At 72.4% G+C, this 15,406-nt stretch carries 12 protein-coding genes; 6 read left to right on the top strand and 6 right to left on the bottom strand.

Going from position 1 to position 15,406, the window contains the following annotated elements:
• The first annotated feature begins 31 nt into the window (after window positions 1-31).
• Entirely contained in the window at window positions 32-397 is a 366-nt protein-coding gene (locus ACWDEN_RS11585) for a hypothetical protein (protein ID WP_351606877.1), read from the top strand.
• A gap of 34 nt (window positions 398-431) precedes the next feature.
• On the opposite strand, the gene ACWDEN_RS11590 is transcribed toward ACWDEN_RS11585, so the two are convergent.
• Together ACWDEN_RS11590 and ACWDEN_RS11595 are read right to left on the bottom strand one after the other, a co-directional pair.
• Complete coding sequence (locus tag ACWDEN_RS11590) at window positions 432-5,225, bottom strand: DNA repair ATPase (protein WP_351606874.1); 4,794 nt, start codon at window positions 5,223-5,225, stop codon at window positions 432-434.
• A gap of 79 nt (window positions 5,226-5,304) precedes the next feature.
• Entirely contained in the window at window positions 5,305-7,494 is a 2,190-nt protein-coding gene (locus ACWDEN_RS11595; protein ID WP_351606871.1) for a flotillin family protein, read from the bottom strand.
• 287 nt (window positions 7,495-7,781) lie between these two features.
• Between ACWDEN_RS11595 and ACWDEN_RS11600 the strand changes: the two genes are divergently transcribed.
• The 3 genes from ACWDEN_RS11600 to ACWDEN_RS11610 all read left to right on the top strand — a co-directional run bounded on the left by ACWDEN_RS11600 (window position 7,782) and on the right by ACWDEN_RS11610 (window position 9,812).
• On the top strand, window positions 7,782-8,873 hold the full coding sequence (locus tag ACWDEN_RS11600) for a PucR family transcriptional regulator (RefSeq protein WP_450858554.1): 1,092 nt from the start codon (window positions 7,782-7,784) through the stop codon (window positions 8,871-8,873).
• Between the two features lie 121 nt (window positions 8,874-8,994).
• On the top strand, window positions 8,995-9,459 hold the full coding sequence (locus ACWDEN_RS11605; RefSeq protein WP_450858556.1) for a hypothetical protein: 465 nt from the start codon (window positions 8,995-8,997) through the stop codon (window positions 9,457-9,459).
• On the top strand, window positions 9,456-9,812 hold the full coding sequence (locus tag ACWDEN_RS11610; protein WP_450858558.1) for a winged helix-turn-helix domain-containing protein: 357 nt from the start codon (window positions 9,456-9,458) through the stop codon (window positions 9,810-9,812). The genes ACWDEN_RS11605 and ACWDEN_RS11610 overlap by 4 nt, the downstream gene beginning before the upstream one ends.
• Before the next feature lie 18 nt (window positions 9,813-9,830).
• Here ACWDEN_RS11610 and ACWDEN_RS11615 read toward each other — a convergent pair whose 3' ends face one another.
• The 3 genes from ACWDEN_RS11615 to ACWDEN_RS11625 form a co-directional block, all read right to left on the bottom strand.
• Entirely contained in the window at window positions 9,831-10,778 is a 948-nt protein-coding gene (locus ACWDEN_RS11615) for an MIP/aquaporin family protein (RefSeq protein ID WP_351606861.1), read from the bottom strand.
• Window positions 10,779-10,902: 124 nt separating this feature from the next.
• A complete protein-coding gene (locus tag ACWDEN_RS11620; RefSeq protein ID WP_351606858.1) occupies window positions 10,903-11,568 on the bottom strand; it encodes an SDR family NAD(P)-dependent oxidoreductase in 666 nt (221 codons plus the stop codon).
• 39 nt (window positions 11,569-11,607) lie between these two features.
• Window positions 11,608-12,306, bottom strand: a complete 699-nt coding sequence (locus ACWDEN_RS11625) for a DUF4328 domain-containing protein (RefSeq protein WP_450858561.1) — start codon at window positions 12,304-12,306, stop codon at window positions 11,608-11,610.
• Between the two features lie 192 nt (window positions 12,307-12,498).
• Here ACWDEN_RS11625 and ctaD point away from each other — a divergent pair, with 192 nt between their 5' ends.
• Together ctaD and ACWDEN_RS11635 are read left to right on the top strand one after the other, a co-directional pair.
• A complete protein-coding gene (gene ctaD / locus ACWDEN_RS11630) occupies window positions 12,499-14,217 on the top strand; it encodes an aa3-type cytochrome oxidase subunit I (protein ID WP_351606852.1) in 1,719 nt (572 codons plus the stop codon).
• Entirely contained in the window at window positions 14,214-14,558 is a 345-nt protein-coding gene (locus tag ACWDEN_RS11635; protein ID WP_351606850.1) for a cytochrome C oxidase subunit I, read from the top strand. The genes ctaD and ACWDEN_RS11635 overlap by 4 nt, the downstream gene beginning before the upstream one ends.
• A 4-nt stretch (window positions 14,559-14,562) precedes the next feature.
• Here ACWDEN_RS11635 and ACWDEN_RS11640 read toward each other — a convergent pair whose 3' ends face one another.
• Window positions 14,563-15,249, bottom strand: coding sequence for a DUF6445 family protein (locus ACWDEN_RS11640; protein WP_351606847.1), 687 nt, complete (start codon window positions 15,247-15,249; stop codon window positions 14,563-14,565).
• Window positions 15,250-15,406 lie beyond the last annotated feature (157 nt).

Below are 15,406 nucleotides of genomic sequence, written 5' to 3' on the forward strand. Positions count from 1 at the left end.
CCGGGCACCGGCGGCTCACCAGGATGGGGCGGTGACCTCTTCTCCTTCCGCGCCGGACCGTGGCCCGGTCGTCGCGCTGCTGGTGCCGACCGCGCTCCTGCTGCTGCCCCTGCTCTACGGGTGGTACCGCTTCAGCCATGACGTGCTCGCCTGTTTCGGCGGCCCGGCCGGTTGCCGGGGGCAGCGCGAGCCGGTGATGTCGGCGGTGCACTGGGGGCTGGTGCTCGTCGGCGGCCCGGTGGGCGGTGCCGTGCTCCTCGGCGTCATCGGCGGGCTGCTCCGGCGCCGGGCCGCGGTGTGGGCGGCGGCCGGTGCGCTCCTCGGCACGCTGGTGATGTGGGTCGTCGCGGTCCACGCCCTGGGCGAGGGGTTCCAGCACTCGAACATCGACTTCTGACCGGCTCGCCCACCCCGCAGACGCTCCCGCTCCTTCACCGCTCCCGCCCGCGCTCGATGGCCGACTCCACCGCCGCGATCCGGTCCGCGAGCAGTCCCAGTGCGGCCACCGCCCGGCTCACGGGATCCTCCCCGTGCCCGCCGAGGGCGCGGGCGCGCGTATCGGCGCTCTTCACCTCGGCCCAGCGGGCGGCCTGCGCCGGGCTCAGCGTGCCGCGCAGTTCGGCGAGTTTCAGCAGGTTGGCCTCGGCGCCCGTGGTGAGGGTCTGGGCCTCGGCCGTGTAGTGGTCGTCGACGACGGCCTCGCGTTCGGTGTCGTTCATGACCGGGCGCAGGCGCCCGGCGATCCGGTTCATGTCGCGGTAGGAGCCCTGGAGGCGGAAGGCGGGCTCCGTGCGGGCGGCCTCCGACCGGGCGGCGGAGGCGATGTAGGCCTCGTTCACCTTCAGCACCGTCTCGCGGACCGCCAGCACATGGCGCAGCACGGCCACGACGGCCGCCAGTTCGGCCGGCGGCACCGGGCGGGTCAGGCGGTCGGCGCGGGCCGTCGGGTCGGCGCCGGCCAGCCGGACCAGCAGGTCCAGGTCGGCGCGGTCGCGGGCGGCCAGCGGGGCCAGCACCGGGTTGGCGGTGAGGGCGTTCTCGACGAAGCTGAGCGCGAAGACGTCCTCCTTGCCGGTGAGGACGTCGCCGAGGTTCCACACGTCGGCGCGGTTGGCGAGCATGTCGGGGACACGGAAGCGCTCGCCGGACTCGGTGTAGGGGTTGCCGGCCATGCACACCGCGAAGCGCTTGCCGCGCAGGTCGTAGGTGCGCGGCTCGCCGTCCCACACGCCGTCCACCCGCCGGGTGGCGTCGCACAGCGGGATGAACTTCTGCAGCAGCTCGGGCGAGGTGTGCTGGATGTCGTCGAGGTACAGGAGCGTGTTGTTGCCGGCCGCCAGCGCGAAGTTGATCTTCTCGATCTCGCGGCGGGCGGTGGCGTTCGGGGCGTCGGCCGGGTCCAGCGAGGTGACGGTGTGGCCGAGCGCCGGGCCGCTGACCCTGACCAGCATCAGGCCGAGCCGGTCGGCGACGTACTCCATCAGCGTCGTCTTGCCGTAGCCGGGCGGGGAGACCAGCAGGAGCAGACCGCCGGTGTCGGTGCGCCTGGACTCGCCGGTGGTGCCCAGCTGCCGGGCCAGGCTGTCGCCGATCAGCGGCAGGTACACCTCGTCGACGAGGCGGCCCCGGACGAACGCCGGCATCACCCGCGGGCGGTGGTCGTCCAGCCGGAGCCGGTCGCGCTCGGCGGCCACCAGGGCCGTACGGCGGCGCTGGTAGGCGCGGAAGGCGGGGACCTCCTCGGCCGCGAACCGGGCCGTCCGGGAGAGGAACTCGTCCAGGCGAACGGGCAGTTGACCGCCGGCCACCCGAGGGTGCGTGCCCAGCAGGCCCTCGGCGGTCGCCGTCAGCGGGGCCTCGCCGTCGTAGCGGGGCAGGTCCGGGCAGAGCTCGGCGGCGACCGCCTCGGCCAGCTCGCCGGGCCCGGCCTCGGTGCCGGTGGCGGCGGCGTACGCGGCGAGCCAGGCGTGCACCACCTGCCGGCGCGCGGCCAGCTCGGTCAGCCCCTCCAGGTCCGTGCGGTAACCGCCCTCCGCGTGCCGGAACTTCTCCAGCAGGGTGCGCGCCGTGAGGCCGAGGACGAAGCCCGCAGGACCGCAGGTCAGCTCCTCGAAGAGGTACGCGGCGGCCGGCCCGCCCGCCACCGACGCGTCCCAGGCCTCGATCGCCCCGGCCAGCTCCCGCTGAAGCTCCCCGATGGCCGGTACGGCGCCGAAGGCGTCCCGGGCCCGAGCCAGCGACACCGCCCGCCGGGACCAGGCCGTCCGGGCCTCGTCCGTCGTGCCGTGCGCCCAGAACAGCTGGGCGGCGGCGCGGGCGGCGGGCTCGTGGCGCAGGGTGCCGGCGCCCTCGTACAGGGGCAGCAGGGCCCGGAGCACGACGGTCGCGTCGTGGTCGTGGACGCCCCGCTCGTAGCCCTCGTCGTACGACTCCTGCGCCGCCCGGCGGACCAGGTCCGGCAGGTCGTCGGCGGCGGCGAGGGCGGCCGGGCCGTGCTCGGCGAGCAGGCGGGCGGCGAGGTGCTCGGCGCGGTAGACCTCCGGCGACTCGGACGGCAGGTGGCGGTCCCAGTAGGGGCGGTACGCCGCGAAGTCCGGGTCGGCGACCGGGGCGCGGTAGTCCGTGCCGGTCACCGCGAAGGCGAGGGTGTCGCCGTGCGGGACGAGGGTGAGGTCGAGCGGCTGGGTGTTGACGGCGAAGCGATGGCCGCCGAGCAGCAGGGTGCGGCCGTCCTCGGCGTACAGGTCGGCGCGGTCGCGCAGGGCGCGGGCGGCCTCCTGGCGGGCGGACTTCAGCCGGCCGTCGAGCTCCTCGGCGCGCACGCTGTCGCCGAGGGCGCGCAGTTCGCCGGCGGTACGGCGGACCTTGGCGACCAGCGGGTCGGAGGCGAAGTACGTGGTGACCGCGTCGGCATCGGGCAGCGTGGCGGCGCGACGGGCGACCGACTCCAGCATGCGCCCCGCCGAGAGCGCGAGCTGCTCGGCGCGGCGGGCGCGGGCGTCGGCGAGGGACTGCTTGCGGGCGGCGAACGTCTCGTAGAGCTCGGTGCGCCGGTCGGCGAGTTCCGTGAGGAAGTCGTCGAACTCGGCGAACCGGCCGTCCAGGTCCTCCAACCGGGCCAGGACGGAGGCGAGTTGGTCGTCGCACTCCTCGGGCGTTCCGGACGCGGCGAGCGCCGCGGTGACGGCCTGGGCGAGCAGCGCGGTCTCGGCGGCGAACTCGGCCCGCCCCTCGCTGTCCTGGAGGCTGCGGCGCCGGGCGTCCAGGGTCGCCCGGGCCCGGTTGACGCCGCCCAGCACCTCGGCGATCCGCTCGAGGACGGCGGTACGGACGGTGGCGTCGGCGATGTCGAGGCCGGTCACGACCTCGGTGACCGTGCGCAGCCCGTCGGAGAGCTCGTCGAGCCGGGCGGCCACCGGCCCGCCCTGGGCCACGGTCCCGACGGCCGCCGCCTCCTGGACCAGCCGCTCGACCTCCGCCTGCTGCCCCGCGAAGGCGTCATCGCGGGCCAGGAACTGCACCGCGCGCCGCCCGAAGGAGGCGAGGTCGTCCTCGGCCGCGGCCGCCAGTTCCGCCAGCCGGGCGGCATCCACGTACCGCAGCTCCCGCAGCGTCAGCAGGTGCCCGTGCGCGTGCCGGAGCTCGGTCAGCCCGCGCACCCAGGCGGCGGCCTCGCGCGGCGCCTCCCCGCGCAGCCGGCGCACCACGGCGGCGATCCGCGCGTCGGCCTCGTCGAGGGCGTCCGCGGCGTGCCGGGTCAGCTCCCGCACGGTCTCGAACTCGCCCAGCACCTGCTCGGCGGCCGTACGGACCTCCCCCAACGGGCCTGCCAGCTGGCCAAGTTCGGGGTCGGCCAGCCAGTGATGGGCGTCGGCGGCCCGCACACAGGCCGCCACCAGCGCCCGGTACCCCTCGCTGGTCTCGATGCCGTCGGCCACCAGCCCGGCCACGGACAGGCAGTCGGCGAGCCCGCGCACGAGATCCGCGTTGCCGACCCGGGCGAACGCGCCGGTGCCGGTGCGCAGCGCGGCGGCGTGCGTGTCGGAGACGTACGGCGAGGTCCACCACTGCACCGGATGCGTGTGCGCGGGCTCCTCGCCCCCGTCGCGCAGCACGGCGAGCGCGCCGTCCTCGAACAGCGCCCAGCCCCGGCACGGCAGCGGGTTCGCGACCTCCTTGCGCAGGGTGTTGTACGACAGCAGCAGCGTGCGCCCGCCGGCCCGGGACCGGAAGGCGTACAGCACGTCCTCCCCGTTCGGCGCGCGCACCTCCCGCTCGAACTCCAGCCCCGAGACGTCGAGTTCGTACGTCTTGTGGGTTCCGCCCGCCAGGCAGTACCCGCCCGGGAAGACGATCCCCTGCTCCTCGGGCAGCCGCCGGCACGCCTGCCCGATCCCGTCGAGCCGGACGACGGTGCGGGACAGCGTGTCGAACACGAGGTACCGGTCGTCCTCCTCCTTGTACGGCCGCACCCGCAGCAGCACCAGCGCACCGACCCGCGCATGCCCGACCGCCGCGTCCGCGAGTGCCTGCAGCGGCTCCTGCACGGGCTCGGCGTGCAGCTCCTCACCGTCGGTGGTGCGCACGGTGAGCGATCCGCCGACGGTGGACACCCCCAGTCCCCCGGGGACGGCGACGTACTGGTCCCGGCCGAGGACGTGGTCCTCCCGGGTGGTCTCCGTCCAGGTGACGTCCTGGGCCGGCGGGAAGACGTCGTCGCGGTCGCCGCGCGCGTCCAGGAACGCCACGCGGCCGTCCTCGGCGAGGCCCCAGCGCAGGACGCGGACGTCCTCGGCCTTCTCGCCGGTGCGGAACACCGCCAGCAGCCGGCCGTCGACCCGGCGCAGCCGCAGCAGGCTCGCTCCGCGGTAGTAACGGTGCAGCGCGCCGAACTCCCGCACGAAAGCAGGGTCGTCCAGCAGACCGGGTACGGCGTCCTCAGCCAGCCGCTCGCCGTCGCGGCCGTACAGCGCGAGGACGTCCGCGGCTCCGCCGGTCACGCCGAAGAGGAGCGCGTCCCCCACGGCCACGATGTCGCTCGGCGTGCACGCGTGCTCGGTGTGGAGGCGAGCGGTGCGCGCGAGGTCCAGCCGCGCCGAGCCGAACTCCTCGGCCCGGCGCGCGTTGAGGTCCTCGGCCCGCCGGGCGAGCTCGGCGGCATGCCCGGCGAGCCGGTCGCGGAGCACCTCGTAGGTGCCGGCGTCAACGGCACCATCGGTTGCCATGACGGATGGGTTTCCCTTCGTGGACTGTGCGGCTACCGGCTCGGGGCCACGGGGTCGTCCGCCCCGCCCCTGTCCCGTCTCAGCTCCCCGTGCCGCTCCCGTTCAGGGCCGTCACCGGTGTGTCCGACAGGCCCAGTTCGCTCGCCCGGTCGAGGAGCTTCTGGAGCTGTCCCGCCTGCGGGCCGCCGTTCTTGATCTGCTTCGCCAGCAGCGCCGACACCGTCAGGTTCCGCACGTCCGCCGAGCCGAGCGAGCCGAGGATGTGGGAGAGGTCGTCGGTGAAGCTGCCCGAGCCGTCCAGCCAGGGCTTCGCCAGGGCCTGCGCGGTACGGGAGTTGGCGACGAAGCCGTCCACGCCCTTGCCGAGGGAGATGGAGGACACCAGGCGGTCGAAGAAGACGGACTCCCCGCCGACGATGTCGATGTCGGCGTTCTCCAGGCCGGTCGCCAGCACCGTCGCCTGCGCCTCGGCCACCTGCCGCTGGGTCTCCAGGCCGGCCAGCCGGATCTCCTTCTCCGCCTGCAGCCGCAGCCGGTACTCCTCGTGCCCGCGCGAGGCCTCGTCCAGCGCGGCCATCGCGGCGGCCTTCTCGGTGAGACCGGCGGCCTCGGCCTTCAGCTTCTCGCCGATGGCGGTGGCTTCCGCGAGCGCCTTCGCCCTGGTCCCCTCGGCCTCGGCCAGGCCCTTGGCCCGCGCGCCCTCCGCCTCGGCCTTCAGCCGCGCCTCGGTGGCCTCCGCGGCCGCCCGCGCGCCCTCGGCCTCCGCGAGCCCCTTCGCCCGCGCGCCCTCGGCCTCCGCGAGCGCCTTGGCCTGGGTGCCCTCGGCCTCGGCCTTCAGCCGTGCCCCGGTGGCCTCCGCCGCCGCGCGCCCGGCCTTCACGGTGACCTCGGCCTCCTTGTCGCGGACCTGCACGGCGGCCAGACCCTCGGCGGCGGCCTCGGCCTGGACGCCCTCGGCGAGCCGCAGCTTGGCCCGGGCGTCGAGGTCGGCGGTCTTCAACCGGGCCTCGGCGAGGGTGAGTTCCTCGGCGGCGCGGTGCGTGGCCGCCTGTTCCGCGGCCTCGGCGGCCTTGATGTCCTTGACCAGCTTCTCCTGCGCCTCCGCCTCGGCGGCGATGACGAGCGCCTGCCGCTCGCGCTCCGCCTCCTCGACCACACGCAGCTTCTTGATGGACTCCTCCTGCTCGGCGACCGTACGGTCCACCGCGACCCGTTCCCGAACGACCTCGGCGATCTCCCGCTTCTCCGCCTCGACCTCCTTCTCGGCGGCGATCTTCGTCAGCTGGGTCTCCCGTTCCCGGGCGATGACCTCCAGCAGGCGGTCCTTCTCGATGCGCTCGTTCTCGACGGCGAGGACCCGCTCGCGGTTCTTCGCGGCGACGGCGATCTCACGGGCCTGGTTCTCGCGCTGCACGCCGAGCTGTTCCTCGGTGCGCAGGAAGGCGCCCTGGGCGCGCAGCCGTTCCTCCTCCACCACGCGGGCGGTCTCGGCCTCCTCGCGGGCCCGGGAGGTCTCGATCTCCCGCTTCTGCTTGATCTCGGCGTCCGCCTGGCGCCGCTCCAGCTCCAGGATGGCCTCGCGGGCGTCGACGTCCTGGCGGGTGATCTCCTTCTGCTCGTTGCGCTTGGCCTCGTTGGTGCGCACGTGCTCGATCGCCGTCAGCTCGGTGATCTTGCGGATGCCCTCGGCGTCGAGGACGTTGGCCGGGTCCATCTGGGAGAGCGGGGTCTGCTCCAGGTAGTCGATCGCCGCGTCCTCGAGGTGGTAGCCGTTGAGGTCGATGCCGATCAACTCGATGATGTGGTACCGGAGTTCCTCGCGCTTGGTGTAGAGGTCGGTGAAGTCCATCTGCTTGCCGACGGTCTTGAGCGCCTCGGAGAACTTCGCGTGGAACAGCTCCTGGAGCGTGTCCTGGTGGCTGGCGCGCTCGGTGCCGACGGTCTGGGCGACCTTGATGACGTCCGGGACGGTCTTGTTGACCTTCACGAAGAACAGGATCCGGATGTCGGCGCGGATGTTGTCCCGGCAGATCAGTCCGTCCCGCCCCGAGCGGCTGATCTCGATGGTCTTCACCGAGATGTCCATGACCTCGGCCTTGTGCAGGATCGGCAGCACGACCTGGCCGGTGAAGGACACGTCCACCTGGCGCGTCTTCGACACGATCAGGGCCTGGCTCTGGTCCACCTTGCGGTACAGCCGGGAGAACGCGAACACCGCGAGCACCACGGCGACGAGACAGACGGCGACGAGCACGCCGAGGGCTTCCATGGCATACGTCCTTGCGTCAGACGATGAAGTACGGAGCCCCCGGGATCGCGGTGCCGGACCATGTACCGGACCCCCGTACCGGTCCTTGACCACCGGTCGTCCGCCGGTGTCCGGCACCGCGATCCTCCGTAGTGCTCCCCGCCGACGATGGTGCGGCCAGGGCGTACACCAGCGCATTGCCGGTCTCCGGCAGTGTTCACTAGGGTCTTGATGCCGGACCGGCGCTAAGAAAACGTCACCGGCGCGTCAAGATTCGCGGGACACGGGGGACGGGGGCCGGGACCGGCATGGGGGACAAGCACGGCATACGCGACGCGTCCGAGCACTATCTGGACGGTTTCGCCCGGACGTTGTCCGAGGTATCGGCCACCGGGCGGCGGCTGACCAGAGAGGAACTGAAGACCCGTCGGACCCTGGGCGAGCAGGCGGCCGAGGCGGGGCACGGACTGCGCGCGCTGATCGTGGCCCACCTGGCCGCCACCCGCGCCACCTGGCCGGCCGTGCCCGGCTCGGCCGAGAGCAGCCTGGCCACGCTGGCCGCCGTGGAGCAGGCGATCGACGCGTTCGCCGAGGGCTACGAACGCGCGCAGCGGCTCTCGGTGCGCCGCGAGGAGGCCGCGCGCCGGGAGTTCATCGACGACCTGCTCTACGGCCGCAGCGACCTGGGCCGCCTCGTCGAGCGCGCCGAACGCTTCGGCCTGCACCTGTCCCGGGCGCACGCGGTGGCCGTCGCCGAGGGACCGTCCGCCTACGTCGAGAGCGGGCCGGTCGCCCGCCGGGTCGAGGCCGCCGTGCTGGCCCGCTTCGACTCGCGCAGCATCCTGCTCACCACCAAGAACGGCCGGCTGCTGTGCATCGCGCCCGGCGACGAGGACGAGATCCTCCTGCACTTCGCCAAGCAGGCGTACGCGGCGACGGGCGGCGACGGCGCGGCGCTGCGGGTCGCCATCGGCCGCCCGCAGCACGGCGCCGGCGGGGTCGTGCAGTCGTACGAGGAGGCTCTGGCCGCGCTGGAGATGGCCGCCCGGCTCAACCTGCCCGGGCCGGTGCTGCGCGCCGCCGACCTCCTCGTCTACCCGGTGCTGGCGCGGGACCGGCAGGCGCTGGTCGACCTGGTGACCCACACCCTCGCCCCGCTCACCAAGGCCCGCGGCGGGGCCGTACCGCTCCTGGACACGCTCGGCGCGTACTTCGACTCCGGCTGCGTCGCCGCCGAGGCCGCCCGCCGGCTCTCCCTCAGCGTCCGCGCGCTCACCTACCGCCTGGAACGCATCCACACGCTCACCGGTGCCGATCCCGCCGACCCGGCGCACCGCTACATGCTTCAGACGGCCGTGATCGGCGCGCGCCTGCTGGACTGGCCGAACCAACCGCTGTGAACGGCGGCTTCGGCGCGATGAAAGTACTTGCATTTAAGGAAAGTACTGTCCATGCTTACGGTATCCACCGGGGCGGCGCGACCACCCGCCCTCCAGGACAACCGCCCGCATGGAGGCACGCATGAACAGCACGGGGGAACCGATGGACGCCCGGCAGGCGCGGGAGGCGCTCGCCGCCGCCTGCGCCGCACGGACCGCGGCACGCAAGGAGAGCGAACGCAACAGGCCGCGCGGTTACGCCATCGGCCAGGGCCTGACCTTCGCGGCCGGCTTCACTGCACTGGGCGTGGCCGACCGGGAGCCGCAGTGGGGGGTCTGGCTCCTGCTCGCCGGCCTCGCGAGCCTGATCGCCTTCTTCGTACTGATCTGGCTCGGCGCGCACCACGGCGGAGTGACGCGCTGGATCCGCCGGGACTGCGGGCCCGGCCGCCCCGCCTGGCATGCCTGGGTGGTGCCGTTCATCCCCCTGGCGATCAGCATCCCGACCGCGATGGTGTACGGCACGACCGGCTGGCTCGTCGCCTTCGGTCTGGCCTCCGGAGCGGACTACATCCTGCGCGCGACCTGGAAGGAGGGCACCGCATGACCGGCCCCACAGGCGGTACGCCCCCCGCTCTCGACCGCGAACTGCACCACCCGACCCGGCTGGCCCTCGCCGCCTACCTCTCCGCCTGCGGCGAGGCGGAGTTCGCCGTCCTGCGGGACTACTGCCAGGTCTCCGACTCCACCCTGAGCAAGACCCTCTCCGCGCTGGAGAAGACCGGCTACGTCAGCATCCGCAAGGGCTACCTCGGCAAGCGCCCGCGCACCTGGGCCGCGCTGACGTTCACCGGCCGCAGGGCGCTCGCCCGCCATCTGGCGGCGCTGGAGGAGATCGCGGCGACGGCCCGCCGGGCCGCGGGTGCCGGTGCCGGCGCGGAGGAGACCCCCGGCGGCTGAGGAACCGCGGCCGGAGGCCTACTCCTCGTCGGTGGTGCGCACCGGCGTCGCCCGCCCCGGCTCCGGCAGCTCGGCCAGCTCCGCCCGGACCAGCAGGACGTCCCCGACGAAGAGGTCGTACACGACGATCCCGATCACACCGCCGACCAGCGGCCCGACGATGGGGATCCACCAGTAGCCGCTGTACACGCCGGACACACTGCCCGGGAAGGCGAGGCTGCCCCAGCCCGCCGCATAGGTGAACAGGCGCGGCCCGAAGTCACGGGCCGGGTTGATGGCATAGCCCGCGTTGGCGCCGTAGGACAGGCCGATGGCGGCGACGACGAAGCCCACGATCAGCGGGGCGAGGTTGGCTTTCACGGCCTGGTTGCGCAGGTCGAGGACGGCGGCGATGAGCATCAGCAGGAACGCCGTACCGACGATCTGGTCGATCAGCGGCCCCCAGATCCCGCCGTGGTAGTACGCCGCCGGGAAGGTGGCGAAGATCGAGAAGGTGGCGTTCGTGTGCCCGTTCACCTTCGGCGCGGGCGAGATGGCGTCATACGCGTTGATCGCCTGGTGGTACACGAGATAGACCAGCGCGGCGCCGGTGAGCGCGCCGGCCACCTGCGAGAACCAGTACGGCAGGACCTTCGCCCAGGAGAATCCGCGGCGCACCGCCATGGCCAGGGTCACCGCCGGGTTGATGTGGGCACCGCTGACGCCGCCGGCCACGTACACGCCGAAGACGACGGCGAACGCCCAGCCCCAGGCGATCAGCAGCCAGTCGCCGGCCGCCAGGAAGATCGTGGTGGGGGTCGCCGCACGGCCGGAACCGGGCAGCGCGGCGACCGCCGTCGCGACCACGCCGCAGCCGAAGGAGATGAGCACGAAGGTCCCGAGGAACTCGGCGAGACACTCGCCCAGCAGTCCGCCCCGGCGTCTGAGCCGGGACGGCTTGATGATCGCGGGGATTTCGACAGCCACGGAGGCCCCCTTGCGGAGAGCGGTACGGCCAATGAAGAGAGCAATACGACCAATATCACGATATTGGCCCATTAAACCCCTCCCCGCAGGATGACCGTGCCCCGTCAGCCCTCAGGGTCCCCGGTCAGCTGTCGAGGTCGTCGGCGAAGTGCCGGAACCCGTGCCGGTCCCGGTGCATGCCCCACAGCGTCTCCGCCAGCACGGCCGGGTCCTTGCGCGCGTGCCCCGGAGTGATCGCCCCCGGGATCACCAGCTGCGCGACATGGATGCCCTCGCCGGCGAGCCGCTCGTGCAGCAGATGGCCGTACGCGCTCTCCGCGGCGAACGCGATGGACGTCCCGGCCCGGTCGGTGTGCGGTACGACGGCGGTCCCGCCGTTGACGAGGAGGATCGTGCCGCGCCCCAGCCGGCGCATCCCCGGCAGCACCTGCTGCACGGCGGCGACGGGGCCGTACACGGAGAACTCGATGGGGCCGATCAGATCCCGGTACCGGGTCTCCAGCACGGGCCGCATGAAGTCCCGGTGCGGCACGGGGCTGTACTGCAGCACCTCGACGGGGCCGACCTCGTCCGCCGCCCGCCGCAGAGCCGCGGCCAGCTCCTCGGGCCTGCGCACGTCGGCGACGAACGCCCGGGCCGTCACCCCACTGCCCTCGAGGTCCCGCACCAGCGGGTCGAGCCGGTCGAGTTCCCGGGCGAAGAGGGCCACCGCGAACCCCTCCCGCCCGAACCGCCGCGCGACGGCCGCCCCGAGCCCGGGCCCGGCGCCCACAATGGCGATACTGCTCATGCCCACCATCCGTACCGCACCGGGCACCACCCCACACCGCTAGACGGCCTCGAGCTCGACCGCCTGAGCGTGGGGTCCGCGGATCCGCTCCACCTGTACGGCCGTGACGGCCCGTACGGCGAGGGCACCGGCGATCGCGGCGCCCACCACGGCGGCGTCGCACACGAGCAGCGGCCACACCTCACTGTAGGCACGCCCGATGATCTCGTCCGTGGAGTCGCGGTACACGACCCCCACCCCGCCGAGCGTCCCGAGCAGCCACAGCGCCCACCACACGTTGACGGATCCGGGCAGCCGCCGTCCGGGAGCGCTGCAGCGGAAGGCGTCGACGACGATCCCGCGCGGTATCCACAGATTGAACACGGGCAGGATCCATCCGAGATACACCCAGAACCCCAGGTACTTCGGCGTTTCCCCCGACAGCGCCCGCGCGTTGTCCCGCAGCCGCCACAGCCAGGACAGGAACAGCAGGGCACAGACCAGGCCGGCCCAGGCCCCCGCCGAGGTCACCCAGTGGTACGAGTCCTCCAGGGAGGTGAGCGGCCGGTGCACCCCGTTCCCCTGGTCCGGCGGCCCGTCGCCCGGCTCCCCCGCGACGGCGAGCCGCACCTCCCACACCCCGCGCACGAGCCAGGCGAGCCCGGCGAGCAGCAATCCCCCGACAGCCAGCTGCCCGGCCACCCGCACCGGACGGTACGCCGGCCGGTGGGCGGCGAACTGATCTTCCTTCTCGGTCACCCCGCCATCCTGTCGTACGAAAGCCGCAGGCCACCAGGGGCCTCGGGCGAAGGGGGCCGCTACGCCGTCCGGGTGTATCCGTCACGCGGTTGGCCGCGCGTCGGGCGACGCGTGCCCGGTCCCACGGCAAAGGATGGCCAGTAGCCGACGTATGGCGTGCGCGGACCGCGAGCAGCAGGAGACAGACGACTTGTGAGCATCCTCAACGAACCCCATGGTGCCGCCACGGCCGAGGACGCCTACGAGAGCGAGGTGCCGGTCCGGGGCAGGCAGCCCGGCAACGTCGTGGTGAAGTGGCTGACGACCACCGACCACAAGACGATCGGCACGCTGTATCTGGTGACGTCCTTCGCGTTCTTCCTGATCGGTGGCGTGATGGCACTGATCATGCGCGCCGAACTGGCCCGGCCCGGCCTGCAGATCGTCTCGAACGAGCAGTTCAACCAGCTGTTCACGATGCACGGCACCGTGATGCTGCTGATGTTCGCGACGCCGCTGTTCGCCGGCTTCACCAACTGGATCATGCCGCTGCAGATCGGCGCGCCCGACGTGGCGTTCCCCCGGCTGAACATGTTCGCCTACTGGCTCTACCTGTTCGGCTCGCTCATCGCGGTGGGCGGCTTCCTCACCCCGCAGGGCGCGGCCTCCTTCGGCTGGTTCGCCTACTCCCCGCTGACGGACGCGGTCCGATCCCCGGAAGTCGGCGGCGACCTGTGGATCATGGGTCTGGCCTTCTCCGGTTTCGGCACCATCCTCGGCTCGGTCAACTTCATCACCACGATCATCTGCATGCGCGCACCCGGTCTGACCATGTTCCGCATGCCGATCTTCGTGTGGAACGTGCTGCTGACCGCCGTACTGGTCCTGCTGGCCTTCCCGATCCTGGCGGCCGCGCTGTTCGCCCTGGAGGCGGACCGCAAGTTCGGCGCCCACGTCTTCGACGCCACCAACGGCGGAGCACTGCTGTGGCAACACCTCTTCTGGTTCTTCGGACACCCGGAGGTGTACATCATCGCGCTGCCGTTCTTCGGCATCATCAGCGAGATCATCCCGGTGTTCTCCCGCAAGCCGATGTTCGGCTACATGGGCCTGATCGCCGCGACCATCTCCATCGCCGCCCTGTCCGTGACCGTGTGGGCCCACCACATGTACGTCACCGGCGGGGTCCTGCTGCCCTTCTTCTCCTTCATGACCTTCCTGATCGCCGTGCCGACCGGTGTGAAGTTCTTCAACTGGATCGGCACGATGTGGAAGGGCAGCCTGTCCTTCGAGACCCCGATGCTCTGGGCGGCGGGCTTCCTCGTCACGTTCCTCTTCGGCGGCCTGACGGGGGTGATCCTGGCCTCCCCGCCGATGGACTTCCACGTGTCCGACTCGTACTTCGTGGTGGCCCACTTCCACTACGTGGTCTTCGGCACGGTCGTGTTCGCCATGTTCGCCGGCTTCCACTTCTGGTGGCCGAAGATGACCGGCAAGATGCTGGACGAGCGCCTCGGCAAGATCACCTTCTGGACGCTCTTCGTCGGCTTCCACACCACCTTCCTGGTCCAGCACTGGCTGGGCGCCGAGGGCATGCCGCGCCGCTACGCCGACTACCTGGCCGCCGACGGCTTCACCACCCTCAACACCGTCTCCACCATCGGCTCGTTCCTGCTCGGCCTGTCGATGCTGCCGTTCCTCTACAACGTCTGGAAGACGGCCAAGTACGGCAAGCCGGTCGCCGTGGACGACCCCTGGGGCTACGGCCGCTCCCTGGAGTGGGCGACCTCCTGCCCGCCCCCGCGGCACAACTTCGTCACGCTGCCCCGCATCCGCAGCGAGTCCCCGGCGTTCGACCTGCACCACCCCGACATCGCGATGCAGGAGCACGAGCACCCGGTCCCGGCGCGGCCCGACCGGGGACAGGGGTGAGCGGTCCGCCGAGGCAGGGCGCCGACGACGCGCTCGCCAACGAGGTGGAGGGATACCTGCTCTGGCAGGCCCGCATCGCCGAGGCCGAGCGGCGCGCCCGGGAGTTCACCGGCCCCCTGGAGTGGCTGACGACGGCGCAGCGCGAGGAGATCGAACACCGCTACACCGCCGACTGCCTGGCCCGCTCCCGGGCCGACCTGGAACGCATCGCGGCCCGCTGCACATCGCTGCGCGCCGAGTACGAACACCGCTACCAGGAGCTGAAACGCCGCTGTGTGGCCCTGACCCTCGCCGTGTGCGCGGGCTGCACGGCCCTGGCGACGCTGCTGCTGCTCCTGTGAGCCGTCAGGCCATCCAGAAGAACACCGCCGTCATCCGCTTCTCCGCCAGCTCCTTGCCGCAGTAACCCGTCGCGCTGTGCACGAGGTTGGCGTTGTAGAGGAGGAGGCGGTTGTACTTGTGGGGGACGCGGACGTCCTCCTCGAAGTGGTCGGCCGGGACGAACCTCGTGCCGAGGGCCTCGACGAGGTTGTTGTGCGGGGCCTGGACGATGTTGCCGCCGAGCCGGCCGCCGGGCAGCGACTGGCGGTAGAAGGCGGTGCCGCAGTCCTTGGGGACACCGGGGTTCAGGTACAGCACGGCGGCGTACCGGCACAGGGCGCGGGAGTCGGTGTGCGGGCGGGGCTCGCTCTCGCCCTCGCCGACCACCTGGACGCAGTTGTGGTTGAGGGTGCCGCCGCCGGGCGCCTGCTGCACCCACAGCTTCTTCGCGCCGGTGGCCTTCTTCACCAGGTCCTCGACACGGGCGAGTTCACCGGGCTCCAGACCGGGCATGGCGCGCAGACCGGGCCAGGTCTCGGAGGTGTACGGGTAGCCCTCGACCCAGTCGTCCTTGGCCAGGCACCGCTCCCGTACGGCGTCCGCGCCGGGCAGGACGTCGTCGAAGACCCAGTAGTCGCGGCCCTTGGTGGGCTTGCGGTAGGGCAGGACGGGAAGGGCGGCGGGCATGCGGGGCGGTGGCTGTGGGGGCATGCGGCGAATCTATGCCGGGGTTTCGTCTCGCCTCTCCCGAGGAATGGTCAACTCTTCTTTACCCGCCGCACAGATACAAATCTTTACCTGCCGCACCGATACGTTCGGCGTCCGCATCCGTACTGCTGTGCGTCCGAACCGCCCCGCGCCGTCACCG

Source organism: Streptomyces sp. NPDC001153, assembly GCF_053598315.1.

Bases quoted from the DNA above. Each gene is read 5' to 3' on its own strand.
- ACWDEN_RS11590 (WP_351606874.1), bottom strand. From the start codon at position 5,225: ATGGCAACCGATGGTGCCGTTGACGCCGGCACCTACGAGGTGCTCCGC.
- ACWDEN_RS11595 (WP_351606871.1), bottom strand. From the start codon at position 7,494: ATGGAAGCCCTCGGCGTGCTCGTCGCCGTCTGTCTCGTCGCCGTGGTG.
- ACWDEN_RS11600 (WP_450858554.1), top strand. From the start codon at position 7,782: ATGGGGGACAAGCACGGCATACGCGACGCGTCCGAGCACTATCTGGAC.
- ACWDEN_RS11605 (WP_450858556.1), top strand. From the start codon at position 8,995: ATGAACAGCACGGGGGAACCGATGGACGCCCGGCAGGCGCGGGAGGCG.
- ACWDEN_RS11610 (WP_450858558.1), top strand. From the start codon at position 9,456: ATGACCGGCCCCACAGGCGGTACGCCCCCCGCTCTCGACCGCGAACTG.
- ACWDEN_RS11620 (WP_351606858.1), bottom strand. From the start codon at position 11,568: ATGAGCAGTATCGCCATTGTGGGCGCCGGGCCCGGGCTCGGGGCGGCC.
- ACWDEN_RS11640 (WP_351606847.1), bottom strand. From the start codon at position 15,249: ATGCCCCCACAGCCACCGCCCCGCATGCCCGCCGCCCTTCCCGTCCTG.